The 16,698-nt window shown below is 59.7% G+C and carries 14 protein-coding genes; 3 read left to right on the forward strand and 11 right to left on the reverse strand.

Annotated elements, in window-relative coordinates:
- Positions 1 to 150: 150 nt before the first annotated feature.
- From nrfD to Q0I65_RS03555, 5 genes are all read right to left on the reverse strand, one after another.
- On the reverse strand, positions 151 to 1,047 hold the full coding sequence (gene nrfD, locus Q0I65_RS03535; RefSeq protein ID WP_296059915.1) for an NrfD/PsrC family molybdoenzyme membrane anchor subunit: 897 nt from the start codon (positions 1,045 to 1,047) through the stop codon (positions 151 to 153).
- A gap of 6 nt (positions 1,048 to 1,053) precedes the next feature.
- Positions 1,054 to 1,596 (reverse strand): 4Fe-4S dicluster domain-containing protein, encoded by a 543-nt coding sequence (locus Q0I65_RS03540; RefSeq protein ID WP_158050117.1) that lies wholly within the window; start codon positions 1,594 to 1,596, stop codon positions 1,054 to 1,056.
- A 2-nt stretch (positions 1,597 to 1,598) separates the two neighbouring features.
- Entirely contained in the window at positions 1,599 to 3,800 is a 2,202-nt protein-coding gene (locus tag Q0I65_RS03545) for a molybdopterin-dependent oxidoreductase (protein ID WP_296059919.1), read from the reverse strand.
- A gap of 62 nt (positions 3,801 to 3,862) precedes the next feature.
- On the reverse strand, positions 3,863 to 4,540 hold the full coding sequence (locus Q0I65_RS03550) for a molecular chaperone TorD family protein (protein WP_296059922.1): 678 nt from the start codon (positions 4,538 to 4,540) through the stop codon (positions 3,863 to 3,865).
- Between the two features lie 67 nt (positions 4,541 to 4,607).
- Positions 4,608 to 5,351, reverse strand: a complete 744-nt coding sequence (locus tag Q0I65_RS03555) for a 4Fe-4S binding protein (RefSeq protein ID WP_296059925.1) — start codon at positions 5,349 to 5,351, stop codon at positions 4,608 to 4,610.
- A gap of 344 nt (positions 5,352 to 5,695) precedes the next feature.
- Between Q0I65_RS03555 and Q0I65_RS03560 the strand changes: the two genes are divergently transcribed.
- Positions 5,696 to 7,834, forward strand: a complete 2,139-nt coding sequence (locus Q0I65_RS03560; RefSeq protein ID WP_296059927.1) for an aldehyde ferredoxin oxidoreductase — start codon at positions 5,696 to 5,698, stop codon at positions 7,832 to 7,834.
- Between the two features lie 307 nt (positions 7,835 to 8,141).
- Positions 8,142 to 8,534 (forward strand): (deoxy)nucleoside triphosphate pyrophosphohydrolase, encoded by a 393-nt coding sequence (locus Q0I65_RS03565; RefSeq protein ID WP_296059929.1) that lies wholly within the window; start codon positions 8,142 to 8,144, stop codon positions 8,532 to 8,534.
- A 199-nt stretch (positions 8,535 to 8,733) separates the two neighbouring features.
- On the opposite strand, the gene Q0I65_RS03570 is transcribed toward Q0I65_RS03565, so the two are convergent.
- Both Q0I65_RS03570 and Q0I65_RS03575 read right to left on the reverse strand, forming a co-directional pair.
- Positions 8,734 to 10,143 carry a hypothetical protein gene (locus tag Q0I65_RS03570; RefSeq protein ID WP_296059931.1) on the reverse strand — a complete coding sequence of 470 codons (1,410 nt, stop codon included), beginning with the start codon at positions 10,141 to 10,143 and terminating at the stop codon, positions 8,734 to 8,736.
- Positions 10,143 to 10,766, reverse strand: a complete 624-nt coding sequence (locus Q0I65_RS03575; RefSeq protein WP_296059934.1) for an iron-sulfur cluster assembly scaffold protein — start codon at positions 10,764 to 10,766, stop codon at positions 10,143 to 10,145. The genes Q0I65_RS03570 and Q0I65_RS03575 overlap by 1 nt, the downstream gene beginning before the upstream one ends.
- Before the next feature lie 287 nt (positions 10,767 to 11,053).
- Here Q0I65_RS03575 and Q0I65_RS03580 point away from each other — a divergent pair, with 287 nt between their 5' ends.
- On the forward strand, positions 11,054 to 12,556 hold the full coding sequence (locus Q0I65_RS03580; protein ID WP_296059935.1) for a LuxR C-terminal-related transcriptional regulator: 1,503 nt from the start codon (positions 11,054 to 11,056) through the stop codon (positions 12,554 to 12,556).
- 156 nt (positions 12,557 to 12,712) lie between these two features.
- Here the strand turns inward: Q0I65_RS03580 and Q0I65_RS03585 are convergent, their stop codons facing one another.
- The 4 genes from Q0I65_RS03585 to Q0I65_RS03600 form a co-directional block, all read right to left on the reverse strand.
- Positions 12,713 to 13,891 carry a pyridoxal phosphate-dependent aminotransferase gene (locus Q0I65_RS03585; protein ID WP_296059938.1) on the reverse strand — a complete coding sequence of 393 codons (1,179 nt, stop codon included), beginning with the start codon at positions 13,889 to 13,891 and terminating at the stop codon, positions 12,713 to 12,715.
- Positions 13,892 to 13,906: 15 nt separating this feature from the next.
- Positions 13,907 to 14,353 (reverse strand): universal stress protein, encoded by a 447-nt coding sequence (locus Q0I65_RS03590; protein WP_296059941.1) that lies wholly within the window; start codon positions 14,351 to 14,353, stop codon positions 13,907 to 13,909.
- A 133-nt stretch (positions 14,354 to 14,486) separates the two neighbouring features.
- On the reverse strand, positions 14,487 to 15,716 hold the full coding sequence (locus Q0I65_RS03595) for an ATP-binding protein (RefSeq protein ID WP_296059943.1): 1,230 nt from the start codon (positions 15,714 to 15,716) through the stop codon (positions 14,487 to 14,489).
- A 171-nt stretch (positions 15,717 to 15,887) separates the two neighbouring features.
- Entirely contained in the window at positions 15,888 to 16,601 is a 714-nt protein-coding gene (locus Q0I65_RS03600) for a sulfite exporter TauE/SafE family protein (RefSeq protein WP_296059946.1), read from the reverse strand.
- Between the last annotated feature and the right edge of the window lie 97 nt (positions 16,602 to 16,698).

A 16,698-nucleotide genomic window follows, 5' to 3' on the forward strand; every position in this document is an offset into this window, starting at 1 on the left:
GGCCTTTGGCAGGAATGGTTTTCGAAACCGCAGGGGAAGGAGTCCGCGATTCGAAAAGTTGAAGGGAGGGGCGCGACGACATGCCGCACCCCAAGAAAAGCTGAAAGGGAAGGGGCGCAGCGGCGTACCGCGCCCCTTACAAAGGGAAGGTTACAGGACGAACGGGGTCACCATGGTGATCGGCAGAGCCGCAATCAGCACGAGCAGACGAAGCATGAAGCCGCCGATGAGCACGCCGATGTCGGACATCGCGGAAATCGCGTGCGCCTTACGGCTCTCCTCGAATTCCTTCGGGGAGAAGAACAGCATCCAGGTCTCGAGGATCGTCGGGCCGACAAGGCCAACAATCACGAACAGCACCCAGAACGCAACCGCATACTTGCCGGCGAGCAGCGCCATAACCGACTCGTAGCCTGCCGTCGAGTTCGTCACCGTGATGAACATGAGCGATGCCGCCAGCAGCATCTCGATGCAGGGGAAGCAGAAGTGGAACTTCTTGAACACGCCCACGCGGTTGAACTCCTCAGGGTGCTTGAACACGCCTGCGAGCAGCACGGATGCCATGCCGGTCGACATTGCCGAGACGAGGAACAGAATCGGCAGCAGCGCGTTGTTCCACAGCGGGAACGTGTTGCACACGCCGAGCAAGCAGCCAGTGTAGATAGCGACGCAGATGCCCAGGATCGAGCCGGCAAGCTCGATGCCCCAGGGGACGCGACGCTTCGTAAGATCGAGGATCATGGCGATCAAGGCCACGATCACGAACAGCGCCAGGATAACGACGCCCCAGGTCATCACAGACCCGAAGTTCGTCAGCAACAGAGCGAAGCGCAGCGGGTTGTAAAGGCCCGCCTTCGCGTCGAACATCAGCAGCACAAGACCGATGATAACGACGATCGGCGCGATGACGTGGCCGATCTTGCGCATATTCACCGCTTCAGGATGGCGCCACGCCAAAAACGCACTCGTCGCGAACGCGCCACCGCCCAAGCCGCCAAGGAACAGATAGCAGGCGATGATGCCGCTCCAAATAGGTTCGAAGGTCATCTCTCATCACCTCACATAGAAAACTTTGGACTTGGTCAGATCGCCGGCGATAGGCGCCGCGTGCGTGCGATTGATTTCCTTGACCAGTTCGCAATCCGGGTCATCCAAGTCGCCGAAGATACGAGCATGGGTCGGGCAAGCCGTCACGCAGGTGCACATCTCGGTACCGTTCTCGTAGTTCGACACATGGCAGAAGCGGCACTTGTCGACTGCGCCGGTCTTGGAGTTGCGCACACGAACCTGATACGGGCACGCTGCCATGCAGTACAGACAACCGATGCAGCGGCCCTGATCAACTTGGACGATACCGTCGGTGCCGATATGGGCTGCGCCGGTCGGGCACACCTTCGTGCAGGGCGCATCTTCGCAATGCATGCACTGCAGGGGCACATGCTCGACGCCAACCTGGGGATACGTGCCAGTTTCGCGGTCCTCGAAGCGGACGAACGCCTCGTCCGGCTCAAGGCCGTTTTGCCGCTGGCATGCAAGACGGCAGGTGTAGCAGCCGATGCACTTCGTGGTATCGATCAACATTCCATAACGGGCCATGTTTATGCACCCACCTTCCTGACGCTCACGATAGCCTCCTGCGAGCAGATGCCACCGTAGCCAGGCTCAATGCGGAAAGGCACGAAGTCCATCTGACGCAGGCCGAACCCGTAGGCGGTCTTCTCGTCCTTGGAGCTGCATCCGTAGTGGCTCGGCATGTAGAGGGCCTCAGGGTTAATGCGCTCGGTTACGTGCACCTTCGCCGTACCCTTCGCCTCATCGTTGGAAATCTCGACCTCGTCGCCTTCGGAGATACCGAGCTTGGCCGCGCGGCTTGCGTTGATCCAAACGCGATCGAGGTTGTACTGCTTGGAGATGTTCATGAGCGCCGGCACGTTCGCGGTCTGCGTGTGCGTATGGACGGCCTGCTTGCCGCCGATCAGGCGGAAGTAGCCATCGCCCTCAGGAACGCTCGCGACGGGCTCGGTCCACTGCGGGACGCTCGGGTAGCCAGCCGCGTGGCACGCATCGCTCGAGAACTGGATCTTGCCCGTGGGGGTCTTCCACGTCGGCGTCTTGCCGAACTTGAAAGTCTTCTCGGGGAAGCGGGCAGTGCCGGCGACCTTCAAGCCGTCGAGAGTAAGGCCCACCGTGCGAAGCTGCGCGTCCGCGAGCTCTTCAACCGTGAACTGGAAGTACTCGCCCACGCCGCACGCCTCGGCGAGCTCGGTGAAGATCTCGTCGACCGGCTTGGTGTTCGGGTGAATCTTCTCGATCACCTGGTCGCGCAGGGAGACTGCGGGGATCTTGCCGCCGATGAACTCGGGGACTTCCAGGCGCTCCAGATACGTCGTATCGGGAAGCACGTAGTCGCAAGCCTGGCAGGTCTCGGTCATCTGGATGTCGATGGCGACGGAAAGCTCGAGGTTCGAAAGGCAGTCCTCAAGGTATTTGGGGTTGGAGTAACCCGCAACCATGTTCGAGTTGTAGAAGAACATGCCCTTGATCTCGCCCTTCTTGGCGAGCTCAGCAGCGTAGACGTTCACACCCATGCCCGCAAGGGACAGCGGGTACTCGTCTGCACCCGCAATCTTGCCTTCCGGCTTGGGGACGGACGGGAACTTCTCCTTGTCGAGGTCGCCCGCCTTCACGGAGTTGCCGAAGAAGGCGCCGCCTTCCTGGTTCCAGCAGCCGAGGAGCGTGTTGAAGCAGCACACCGCGCGAGCGGTCTCGCCGGAGTTTGCGTAGCTGCAGCCGTAAGCACCACGCCAAGAAGGCTCGATGGAGGCTGCCGGAGCTGCCGTGGCAAGGTCGGTCGCCAGGCGCTCGATCGTGTCCTTCGAGATGCCGGTGATTTCCTCTGCCCATGCAGGCGTGCAATCCTTCAGGTAGTCGGCCCACTCTTCGAAGCCGACGGTGTTCTCGGCGATGTAGCTCGCATCGTAGAGCTTGTTGTGCACGACGACATGTGCCATGGCCAGGATGAAGGCCAGGTCAGTGCCGGGGTTGATCGGCACCCACTCATCGGCGAACGCGATGGAGTTGTTCAGACGCGGGTCGACGATCACCAGTTCGGCGCCGTTCTCGTGCGCCTTCTGCATGGCATGCAGCTGGCTCGGCTTGATCGCGTCGGCGTAGCTGCGGCCGATGAACATCGTCATCTTGGAGTTCGCCACGTCGGAGGTGAAGTCACCCGTGCCGATGACCTGGGTAAACCCAGCGTTCTTCGACATGTTGCAAGCGGCACCGTGCGTGTAGACGTTCGCGCTGCCAAGTGCGTTCATGAAACGCTTGGTGTAATACGAACCGCTCGGGCGCGGGTCCTGCACCATGGCGAGCGCCTGGGGGCCCTTCTCGTCGATGATCGCTTTGACCTTCTCGGCGATCTCGCTGTAGGCCTGGTCCCACGTGATCTTCTCGAACTTGCCGCCGTTCTTCTTAAGCGGGTCGGTCAGGCGATCCTCGTTGTAGGCGATAGAGGCGAAGCCGTAGCCGCGACCGCACAGCGTGCCTTCGCAGTTCGGATGGTTCGCATCGCCGATCATCTTGCCAAGCTTGCCGTCAACGACGTATCCCGTGAACCCGCACTTCGATGAACAGGAGTTGCACAGCGAGTGGGCGGTGTGATGATCGATATCGCTCGTCCCGCGCGCATCCGCCTGTTCCCAAGCGTTGAAGCTCAAAAAGCCCGCGCCCGCCGCAACGGCAGCGACCCCGGCGCTTCCGGCCAGAAAGCTTCGCCTGGTAATAGCGTTTTCTGACATTGCTGATTCCTCTCTATATGCATCTCGCGTCATCGTCTTCGCTCCCCCTGATGCTCTATCGCCTACGCCGCATCCTCTACCTGCTCGGCAACGATGCCGATAAGCAGGTCGCACAGGCAAACGTAGAAGTTTGCCTCGCTTCCCAGATTGATAAGGCGCCTGCGATACGTGGTAAGCCAATTGAACCTCTCGGAGAGAAACGTTCGCGCCTCGTCCACCATTCCGCTTCTCAGAAGCACCGCGACCACGTCAAGCTCGAGAGCCAGATGGTCGGGACAATCGGAGAACTCGGACGGAATGCCGAACCCCAGCCGCTCCGCGAGCGCGGACATGTAGCGGGCGGAAGTGCCCAGATACATCCCCTTGCCATCGACGGGCGAAAGCAAATCGCCTGCCTTGGCAGTGTTCACGTAAAGCGACTCAATAGGAAGCGCCGATTCGGGCAAGCCTCCCGTGAAGTGGCGGGCAGCGAACTGCCGCTTCTCTTCGTAGGTAGGAGGGCAGAACAGCGCGCAGACCTCGCACTCCGACAGGAATTCCTGCAAGGGGGCGTGGTTGCCGCGACGGTAGTCCGCGGGGCTCTTATCAAGCCCGAGGCTTCCGCCGTTCTGAAGGATGAAGCGTGCGCCATCGAGAAACTCGGCCCACGCCTCGCGCGCGGACAGATTCTCCCATTCCGCCTTATCGACGGGAGCAAAGCACTTGGAGAGAATCGAGAACACCGCTGCGTCGTCCAACATCGTCTGTTCGCTCCTTTCCGAATCGATCGTTTGACTTACTTACCTTGCATCAGCGGGAAGCCGACGCTTACGCAGAGACGAGCGTGGTCGTGCGAACGACGCCCATGTCGATGCACTTCTGCGCGATATCTTCCCAATCGATGAACTGGATGGCACCGTTGGGGCACTGCTCTGCGCAGCGGCCGCAGGAGATGCACTTCGTGGAAACGCCCGTTTCGGTATCGATGCGAGGCATGTTCCAGGGGCAGGCCTGCGCGCACATGCCGCAACCGATGCACAGCTTCGGGTCGACCGTGCGGGCGCCCGTCTTCTCGTCGGGCTTGATGGCGTGGACCGGGCAGTACTTCATGCACCACGCGTCGGCGCACTGCTTGCAGTGCTCGACAGTGAACTCGCATGCGCCCGGGTTGCCGTCGCCGAACGAGCCTTCGCCCGTGTCGGGGCTGGTTCCCCAGTAATAGTTATCCCAAACGCGGACACGCGCGATGTTCTGGCACACGCGGCCATCGTTCTTCAGGGTGCACATCATTTCGCAGCGCTGGCATCCGGAGCAACGGGCGCGATCGGTGACGATCATCTTGGTTGCGGTGTGACGGATGTCGATGCGGCCCGATGCGATCGACTGGCTCGTGACGCCCCACGACGCCAGCACGCCGCCCACAACGAGACCGGCGACGCCGCAGCCTGCCATTGCAAGCACCTGGCGACGGGTCATCGCATGCTTCGGCTTTGCTTCCACAGCTTCAGTTTGCTCGGCGGCGTTCGTCGGGCTCTCTTCAGGGGCGCTGCCGTTGATATTGGTATCTGACATTTTTGGTACTCCCCCTCACATATCGGTGAGTCTCTTCCTTCGGCCCCGGTTTCCTCACGCACCTATATATAAGGTACGCATCCCGGTGGCTCCCCCTCTTATTTTTTGGCCTTGATAGGTCACGCAACGCTAAGCAGTATGCCTGCCCGAGAAAACCCGTCGTACCCTCTTTCGGGGGCAAAACTGCGTTTACCTGCAATTTCGCCCAAATACCCTCAAAGAGGGTACAGGGGTATCGCCCCCAGATGAGACACTGCGCCCGACGAGTTTGCATCGTCTGCAACCCCAAGTCGCCTTGACGTGTCACGCAACGCACGATAAGCGAGAGATTTGGAGATGCAACAATGGCTGACACGAAGTCATATGGCTGGGCCGGCAAGATCTTGCGCGTGAACCTCACGACTGGATCCATCACCACCGAGCCGACCGCACCCTATGAGGACTATATCGGCGGCATGGGCCTGGCGAACAAGATCATCTACGATGAGGTCGCCCCGGGCACCGATCCTCTGAGCGAGGACGCAAAGATCGTTTACGCCGTCGGTCCTCTGACCGCAACCGGCGTGCCGCTGGCTGGCCGCACCACGGTTTGCTTCCTTTCCACCTTCACCACCGACTATCAGGTTGTCGACGCGCACTGCGGCGGCATGCTTGGCGCGAAAATCAAGATGGCTGGTTACGATGCCATCATCGTCGAGGGCAAGTCCGACAAGCCGGTTTACCTTCACATCAAGAATGATACGGTCGAAATCAAGGACGGCTCGACGGTGTGGGGCCTTGGCACCCGCGCTACGACCGAGGTCTTGAACCGCCTCGAGGGCGTCAGCGCCTGCGTCGCGACCATCGGCCCTGCAGGCGAGAACCTGCTCCCCTATGCCTGCATGATGAATTCCCGCAACCACTCCGCAGGTGCGGGCCTCGGCACCGTCATGGGCTCCAAGAAACTCAAGGCGCTCGTCGTCGAGGGCAGCGGCACCGTAAACGTGAAGGATCCGCAGGCTCTGGCCGACCTGTCCGACTACATGCTGCGCGAAATCGTCGGCTCCAACAACAACCACGTCGTGCCTTCCACCCAGCAGGAATGGGCTGAATACTACGACAAGGGCACCCGTTGGACCGCACGCAAGGGCCTTTACTGGGCCGACGCCGAGGGCGACCCGATCGAGACCGGCGAGCCGAAGCCGGGCGAGATCAACACGGTTGGCTACCGCTGCATGAAGACCACCAAGGACGAGGGCCCCGAGGCCGAGAAGTACACCATCAAGATGAACGGCTGCCACAGCTGCCCGATTCACTGCTACTCCGACATGCGCGTCCCGAACTCCAAGGCCAACGGCGGCTACGAGATCACCGGCAACACCTGCGTGCCGAACTTCCCGTTCTCCGTCTACATGACGAAGATCTTGGGCGACCACACGTCGGTCAAATCGGGCACCGAAGACGGCCTCATCTGGGACCAGGTCGTCGGCGGCACGATGGACGATCTGGGCATGTGGTGCAACTACGCGCAGATCTACCGCGACATCGCGCACTGCGTTGCCAAGGGCATCTTCGAGAAGAACCTGCCTGCCGATGAGTACAACATGTTCGACTGGAAGAAGTTCGAGAACAACGATCCGACCATCATGGTCGAGCTGCTCACGCACATCGCCAAGAACGACAACGAGATGTCCTACCTCGGCCATGGCCCGGTCGTGTGGTGCAAGCGCTGGAACGACATGGAGTGGTTCGACACCACGGCAAGCTGCCTCATCAATTACCGCGGCTGGCCGGTTCACCACGCCATTGAGTCCTATGGCCAGGTCGGCGGCCTGCTGAACATGATCTTCAACCGCGACCCGATGATCCACTCGCACCAGAACATGCTGCAGTGCGGCCTTCCGCATGAGCTCAAGCAGGAAATCGCAGCCGAGCTTTGGGGCGGCGAGGATGCGCTTGACCAGGCGAAGAACTACACGCCCATCAACGACCACAAGATCAACTTCTGCTGGTGGTCCATCGTCACCGACGTGCTGCATGACTCGCTCACGCTGTGCAACTGGGTGTGGCCGATGGCTCAGAGCCCGTCGAAGAGCCGCAACTACCGTGGCGACCTCGACCTCGAGGCGAAGTTCTACAAGGCAGCCACTGGCAAGGACGTCACGACTGACGACCTGTACAAGGCTGCTGCGAAGATCATCACGCTGCAGCGCGCGAACACCGCCCGCGGCATGAAGGACAAGAACGGCAACATGGGTTGCAACGACTTCCGCAACATCCACGATGTCATGACTGAGTGGCCATTCACGAAGGACCCGGACAAGCAGCCCTTCACCGAAGGCACCGATAAGATGGAGAAGCAAGACTTCCAGAAGGGCCTCACGATGCTCTACGAGAAGTTCGGTTGGGACAGCGAACTTGGTTGCCCGACGGCCGACTGCCTCGAGTACTACGGCATGAGCGACGTTGAGGAAGACCTCAAGAGCCTGAACCTCCTTCCGTAAGCGATGCGACGAAAGTGGCGGCTCGCATGGCGCGAAGCCCCGAGCCGTCACAAACCTCCCTGAATGAGTCGCATCCGACGTAGAGGGTAGCCCTACCCGCAAGAAGAGCCTCTTCGGAGGCTCTTCTTGTTGTATTGGGGAAGGTGAGAGGTTCGCAATCTTGGGCGCCCGCACCCCCGCCCAGCACCAGCCGCTCGCGCCATCCCCATGCGCAGAATGCGAGGATATCGCGAACAGATCTTTGCCCACCCTCCCTTTCCCGCTACGATCGAAGTTAAGACCACGCAAGCATTTGAGAGGCACGGAAATGAAGACCATCGACGTTGTAGCAGCCGTCATCGAGAAAGATGGCAGAGTCCTCGCGACCCAGCGAGGCTATGGGGAGTTCGAAGGCGGTTGGGAGTTCCCGGGCGGAAAAGTCGAAGCAGGAGAAACCCCTGAACAGGCAATCGTCCGCGAAATCAAGGAGGAGCTCAACGCCGACATCGCGGTAAGGGATTTCCTCGTGCAGGTCGAGCACGATTATCCGACGTTTCACCTGAGCATGAAATGTTACCTCTGCACGCTTAAGGACGCATCGTTTCAACTGCTTGAACATCACGCCGCGAAGTGGCTCGACCTCGCACACATCGAAAGCGTCGACTGGCTCTCCGCCGACGTGAAGGTGGTTCACGCCCTGGAGAAGCGCGGCGAGCTTTAATCTCCCACGCCGCCGATGAGCTTGAGCCGCCGTCGGGGAGCTTTTGCCACCGGGGAGCAACAACCCCGACATCGGGCGACAGGGCAGACGCGAGCAGCTGGTTGACGTGAGCAGCGAGCAGCTAGCACGCGCGGGCAGCAGGCGCGGCTGCGCGAGCGAGCCACGAAGACTCGGTGCCCGCCCCGCTGCCACGCAGTTACTACACGTTCGAGAGGCGCTCCACCGACCGATATTCCGCGAGGGATTCGGCAAGCGTGCGATCCATATAAAGCGTCGAGAAGAAGTAGACGTCGCCGTTGGAGGCTTCGCAGCGTTCGATGTCGGGGTACTCGCCCGACTTCTGGAGCTCGGCCCACGTGTCCTCGACTTTGCTCGCACTCATGCGGAAAGGAGGGTTGGCCAGGTCTTCCGCAGCGAAAGGACGAGGATAAATGCGCCCATCCTCGCGCACACAATCGACGAACGTTGCCATCGGATTATCCTCGGCCGCCAGAAAAGCCCAGTGCGCGTAGCTCTTTGTCATGAGGTCGGAATCGTATAGGTAGTAGCTGTGCTGCCCCACCAGCGTGACAATATGCTCGCAGTGGATTTCCTTTTTCACCGGCGCGGCGTCCTCGTCGGGCACCAGCACATATTCTCCTTCAAGTTCCACGAGCTTGTAACCTTCGGGAAGCTTCAGGCCGGCGAAGGGGCCATCGTCGGCTGCAGCAGCGTCCGTCGAAGGCTCAGCAGAGGCTTCGGGTGCGGCAGAAGCCGTCTCGCTCACGTGGGGCGCAGGAGCCTCCATTGCGTCGGCACGTGCGGAGGAATCAGCCGCGACCTGGGACGACGCGGGGGATTCAGAAGCGGTAGCAACATCGGCGGGCTGGTCAGGAGCGACCTCGACAACGGGGGCGGCGGCCTTATCCGCAGCGGAGCCAGATGCCAAACCTGCCTTCCCCGCCTCGGCCTTGGACGCCTCGCGCGCAGCCTTCTCCGCGGCCGCCTTCTCGTCTTCCTCGATCTGCTTCAATCGACGATTGGGAATCTTCGGGGGAACGCCCACGGCGCGCGTGGCCGACCGGACAGAGTTCGCCTTGCGCGCACGCTCCGCCTTTTCCGCCGCGATTTCGTCCTTGTGGTCGCGACGGTAGTCCTCGAGGTACTCGTACACGAGCATCTCGAACTCGTCTGAAGTCATATGGCCGGGGATTAATCCCAGGTCAACCCACCTGCTCGGCACAACGAGCTGGCTGTCGGAGGATTGGCGGCGCACATCGTCGAACACGTCGGCGAGCGCATTGTTTTCGGCTAGCTCGCGCTCTTCGGGAGTGGGCTCTGCCTGCTGCGCCTCGGAGGAGTCGTCAGCTTCGGGTGCCGCAGCTGACACGTCACCTTCTCCTGTCTCACCAAGCACATCGTCCGAAGCAGCCGAGTCGACCGCACCCGCGGTACCGGTCGCAGCAACCTCGGACGCACCAGCTTCGAGAGTCGCGCCGGCTTCAGCATCCGCGCCTTCCCCACAAGAAGCCGCATCGGGGCCCTTGCCGCATGCAGCCTCCGTCAAATTCCCCTGCGAGAGCTCTTCCTCGGGAGCTGCCGCCGCAGCCCGCGTATCTTCAGCAACCATTACGCATCCGCCGCCTTCGCGCGCGCTTCGTCGACCATCATGTCGAGGCGCGTGTCGCGCAGCGAGCAGTGCTCGCACAAAAGGCACGCGACCGAGCTCGTATCGCACGGCAACTTCTCGTTAAGTTTGGCGAGCGTTATGCCGCTGCGGTAATACCAGTCGCCAACCAGACCGCGCACGCCCTCGACCGCGAACACTGTGGTATGCGCCTTGTCGTAGGGCACGCCGTCAACGGCCGCCTTCACGTCGTCGGGCGTGATCGCAAGCGCTTCCGAGAACGTCTTGCCCTCGATCATTGTGCAGATGACGCTTGCGCAGGCGGTCATGGCGAGACATCCGCGCGTTTTGAACCCTGCGCGCAGGAAGCGAGGCTCGCCGCCGTCTTCGGGCTCGCCGACAACAGCGAACAGGCGCAGCGCCACTTCGCCGCGCTTCGATTTTCCCACCATGGATTCCGCGTTATAGCCCTCCGGCTTGCCAGAGTTGGTGAAATTCGCGACGATCGACAGCAGCGTGTCGGAATAGCCCGCAACGCCCTCGTCGAGATTCGTTTGATACACGTCAGCAGTGCGAATGAGCGCACGCTCGGCTGGTTCACGATAAATGTCTCGTCCGTCCCCCATAGCTTCCCTCTCCCTCAACCGAAAATCTTGATTTACGGATAATCATGTCAAGACTCCGAATCGAAACAAATTGATGCTATTATGATGCCAGTTTTTGGCAGGGGGACATACCCTCTTTGGGGATAAAAAACAATCGCGCCTGTTCAAAGGCCGCTATGAAAGCAGGGGATAGCATGACTGGAAAGACGAACCAATCGTCGCCTTCCCTTTCGTGCACCCAAAATCAAAAGACTCCTTCCGAAGAATCCACGGTCTTTCCAGCCGAAAAAATGGAGAGCATCAGTGCTGTGATTGTCCGGCACAAACCGCTCGCTTGGTCGATTCTGGGTCTTGCCCTTTGCCGCGCGGGGCTCATCATCGGCAGTTATGGCAGCTATCGTCACAGCGACGAGGGCGTCTTTTCCGACGGAGTCATGCTCGTCGCGCTCGCGATTTTAGCGGTGCTGTGGCTTCTGATTGCCATCACAAAATGCCATCTTTCGCATCGCGTCGTGAGGGGCATCGCCTTCGCGTCGATTCTCCTTGAGGCGTTTTCCCTCATCATGACAGGTCTGCTGGAAATCGGACCTGCTGAGACGAATACGGCTGCAAACCACTTTCTTGCAAGCACGCTTTGCACATTGGGCGGCCTCGCTTGCATGTCGTACTGGCTGCGCCGCGCACGCGATTGCACCGCGACAACCGCCGTCATATACGCATTCGGCGCGCTGTTTGTAAGCGAGCTGCTCATCTTTGCCTCGATATTCATGGCGAAAGGCATCTCCAGCTTCTACGCAGTGGCGCTTGTGCTGCTGCAGTTTCCCTGCATAACGCTCGCCCGAAAGAAGCCCCTCGCCTGCGACATCAAGACGATTTCCAGCGAGAACGACTTCTTCAGTTTCACGAAGAACACCATGACGTCGAAGGTCTTCCTCGCCACCATCTCCGTGAGCATCGGCGTGCTTGCGTGTGCCGACGGCTTTTTGCGCGGGTACCCCGATGGATCGCCGATCGCATTTCGGGCGACAACGCGATTCGCCGATCTTGTACTTATCCTCGCATTTTGCGTCGCGATTATCGTGTTCGCGTGCAGGCGACACCATCGCGTCATGACCGTCGGCATCTTCGTCGTCATGGAAGCGCTCGCCTGCATCGCTCTTTTGTGCTATTCGGCTTGGCCCGACGCGCTCGATATCGGCGCCATCTTTACGACCAACCTCAATGCGCTGCTCGTCGCCTTCTCGTGGTACATCATCCTCGCGTTCATGAGCTACGGCTGGCGCTGCCCTTACTACTATGCGATTGCTGGATGGATCGTCTGGCTCGGATGCCGAGGCATCGCCCGCATCACGCTCATCAATGTGACGGCAGTGTCGCAAAACGACCTTCTGATGCTCGCCGCCGTGTTCACGATGATCGTGATTTCGACCCAGGTCGCATTCATTAACTTCCTGAACGTGCGCAAATTCGAGGCCATACCCGAAGAAGAGATGGCCCATCAGCAAGAGGCTGCGCAAGCAAGCCCCGTCGTGAAAATCATGGGCCTCGACGAGCATCACGAAAGCCTGGCCGATGTGCGGCAGGCCACTATGCGCCACAACGCTGAAGAGGTCGGCAAGCAGTTCCTGCTTTCCGAGCGAGAGATCGAAGTGCTTTCGCTTTACGCACTCGGCTGGACGCAAAAGCGCGTGGCTGAGGAGCTGTTCATCAGCCCGGGGACGGCGCATGCCCACATCAAGCGCATCTACGCGAAAACCGGCCTGCACTCGCGCCAGGAAATCCTCGACTACATGGAGAAGTACACGTCCTAGGGTTTGCGGCCTGGAGCGGGGACCGGATCCGGGGTCTCGCTTCGGGGCCAGGGCGCCTGGCGGAGGCGGGAACGCACATCCGAAGCAAGGGCACAACAAAAAAGGCGGTTCGCGACCGACTTGCCGCGAACCGCCCTCGACTGAAAGCCAAGCGCGCTACTTATATTCCTCCATAAGCGCCTTGAAAGCGGGCATGGAGCGTTTGATGACGTCGGCGGACACGCAGTAGCTGATGCGCACCCAGCCGTGGGACTTGAAGCACGTGGCGGGCACAAGCAGAAGCTCGTGAGCCTTCGCCTTCTCGCAAAACGCCTCGTCATCGGGCTCAAGCGCGCGAACCCACAGATAGAATGCCCCATCGGGCTCGACGAACTCGTAGCCCAACTCGGAAAGGCCCTTCGTGAGCAGCTCGCGGTTTGCGCGATAGGCCTCGACGTCGGAGGGCTCATTCACGCATTTCTCCATCACACGCTGGAACAGCACGGCCGTGCAAATAAAGCCAAGCGCGCGGCCCGCGCCGCTCACCGCCGTGTAGACTTCCTTCGCGTTGTCCATGAGGTTGGACACGTAGATGTAGCCGATGCGCTCGCCCGGGAGCGACAGCGACTTGGAATACGAGTAGCAGACGATAGTGTGCTTGTAGAGCGTGGGTACGTAGGGAACCTCAGCGCCATAGGTGATCTCACGGTACGGCTCGTCGCTGATCAGGTAAATCGGGTGCCCGTACTCCTCTTCCTTGCGCGAGAGCAGCGCAGCGAGCGCCTCGAGATTCTCGCGCGTGTAGACAGCGCCCACCGGGTTGTTCGGCGAGTTGATGATGATGCCCGCGGTCTTCGGCGTGAAGGCGGCGTCGATGGCGTCGATGTCCATCTGGAAGTCGGGCTCATGCGCCGACACCTCAATCGTCGTGCAGCCGGCGGTCTCGGCCCACACAGCATATTCGGGGAAGTACGGAGCGATCACCATGATCTCGTCCCCGGGATTGGTAATCGCATAGATGCTGATGGCGAGGCCAGCGGCGGCGCCAGCGGTAAGATAGACCTGGTCGGCCGTAGCCTCGATGCCGAAACGGCGGCTGATATTGTCGGCCACTGCCTGACGCGGGCCGGCAGCGCCGGGGGACGGCGTGTAACCGTGGAGCGCGCAGGGCGGCTCCTTGATCAGCTCGGCGATGGACTCGGCGACGGCGTCGGGCGCCGGAACGCTCGGGTTGCCGATGGAGAAGTCGAACACGTTCTCCTCGCCAATCTCGACCTTGCGCTTAAGGCCGTAGGCGAAAAGCTCGCGAATCTTGTTGGGGGCGGAGCCGAGCTCGGTCGCGCGTTGGTTGAGCATGGAGAACCTTTCTAACTACGCTTTGACGACATGGACATCGCAGCGGATAGTGCGGATGAGATACTTCGAGACGCTGCCGACGAAGGCGTACTGCATATTGGACAGGCCGCGCTCACCGCAGATGACAAGGTCGGGCTTGAAGGGCTCGATGAGCTGCTCGGTCAGCGTGTCGGTGATGCGGCCGGCGCGCACCTGAAGATCGACCGACTTGATATCGGGGTTCTTCCTCGCCTCTTCCAGGATGTCGGCAAGGTCGGCCTCGAGCTGCTCTTTGCGCGACTCGCACAGCGCGTCGAAGTCGGCGCCGTTCGCCTCGAACGGAACGGAGTCGACGACGTGGCCGAACAGCAGGTCGGCGTTATTGGCAGCGGCGATCGCGACAGCGCGACGCGCAACGATATCCTGTGTTGACCCGCCGTCGAGCGATGCGAACACGCGCGGGAACAAGTGAATGGCAGACATGGCAGTCCCCTTTCGTTAGAGCCTTGAATCTAGACGCCATTGTACGACTAAATGGAGTCCATCACAGAAAAGTTTCCCGAGCGAAATAATAGGATAGAAATGGAGCAGAGCAAAAAGAACCCCGAGCATTCCTCTACTTATCCAGCAGCCAATCGATGACGTTTATTATGGCAATCCCCTCTTCAGTCACGCCACATCGAAGGCGATCGGCTGTCAAGATAAACTTGGGCCACGAGTCGCCAATCAAGCGGAGAGGGGATATTTCCCGTTCATACACTCCCTGGTCAACAAGCGATTCCGTCACCTGTATATACATCCGCTTCTGTGCGCGCTCGGCGACGAAGTCGACTTCCCCAACGCGAAGCGAGCCCGCCGACACGCTCCAGCCACGTCGCAGAAGCTCGTTGCAAACCACATTTTCAATCTGAAAGCCAATGTCCCCCGAGACGAATCCGCTTGCGAGGTTTCTCAATCCCGTATCCACCGGGTAGAACTTACGCTGCGGACGCAAAATATCCTTGCCTGACAACCCGACCTGCTCGCACGCGTGAAGGATCAAAGCATCGACCAACGCACGTAGATACGCTTCCACTGTTTCGATTCGAGTCTTGCGACCGTAGCTTGTCAGCGTGTTGGCAATCTTGTTCGCAGAGAAAAGCGACCCCGAGGTTGTGAACACGTAGCGAACAAGCTTCGAAAGCAAGTCCACATCACCGATTTTCGTGCGTTCCACCACGTCATTGAGGATAATCGTTTCGTACACCGTACGCAGCAACTGGGCCATACGATCCTGGTCTCGTTCTTTTTGGTGAAACAAGGCCGGCATGCCTCCGTAACGCAAGTATTCCGCAAATGCCGAGTCCTCATTCGGGAAATGCACGTCGTAATAGGAAGAGAAAGAAAGATACTCGGAAAACGAAAGCGGCTGCACCTTCATCTCCACATAACGCCCCCCTATAAGCGTTGCAAGATCGGAAGAGAGGACATAGGCATTTGACCCCGTGATATACACATCGGTATTCGGCCTTGTGTGCAGCTGGCGAACAACGCGCTCCCAGCCGTCTACGTCCTGAATCTCATCAAGAAGCACATAGAACGGCTTTTCAGGGTCGCTCTTTTCGATTGCAGCCGATATCTCGTTCACCAGCCATTCGGCGTTCGGGTTCGTCGGCATGCCGAATAAGTCCATGCGCCGGTAGAACACGTTGCCCGCCCCGACGCCGCTATCGAGCAGGTCGCCTTGGAGCCACCGCAGTAACGTCGATTTGCCGCAGCGACGAACGCCCACGAGAACCTTAATGTCCTCGGTATTGCGAAGCGCTTTGAGCTCGTTTTCATAAGTGGGACGGGGTGCGTATTCCATGATTCATGTCTTCCGTTAAAATCTCGGTTGCAATAGAGATTTTAACATGATTGAAGCGAAATCTCTATCACAACCGAGATTCTTGCTGTTTTGAAAGGAAATCTCGGTTGCAATCGAGATTTCGCTTTGTTTGAGCGAAGTTCTCTATTGCAACCGAGATTTTTCTCCCCGCTAGGACGTGACGAGCAGCACGAGGCCGACCAGCAGCAGCAAGACGTAAGTGAGTTTGAGGAATTTCTCCTGGCTGATGTGCTTCTGGATGACCTGGCCCAGGATGTTCGCCACGATGGCGATGGGGATGCAGATGCCCACGGTGAGCACCACATCGCCCGTGAAATGCCCCTGAGTGAAGGCAAGCAGGGCATACAGGAAGTTCAGGATGGCCCACAGCGCGGAAAGCGTGGCGCGGAACTGTTGCTTGTCCTTCATCTTCTGCACGGCGTAAATGACGAGGAACGCCCCACCCGACACGAACATGCCTTGGATGAGCCCAGCCGCCGCGACGATGATCGCGAGCAGCCATTTCGGCAGGAACCGCTGCTCTTTGGACAGCAGGTTGCGGATGCCGATGAACACGATGATCGCCCCGTAGATGCGCAGGAGCACCGGCAGCGGCAGCACCGTGTCAAGCCAGATCCCGAGCGCGAGAAAGGGAAGCATGCCGCAGGTCATCTTGGCGAGCTCGCGCCAGTTGATGTACTTGAAGTTGAGCACGGCGAGCATGCCGCACGCGAAAAAGCCCATGGCGTTCAGGACGGCAACGGAACTCGAAAGCCCCATCACGTGCGTGCCGACGGGCATCGCGAAGATGTTCCCCGCAAACCCCGTGACCGCTTGTATCGTATAGGCAACAAAGAACGCTGCTGCGAAAAGCACTTTCTCCATGTATGTTAAAATCCTTTGAAACTTCTCGGGCCTGCGACGGAAATGCCCTACATTTCCGTTGAGCAAGGCAATTGCGCTCATGGCATGCATGGGCGTC

Source organism: uncultured Ellagibacter sp., from assembly GCF_934643285.1.
Lineage (GTDB): Bacteria > Actinomycetota > Coriobacteriia > Coriobacteriales > Eggerthellaceae > Ellagibacter.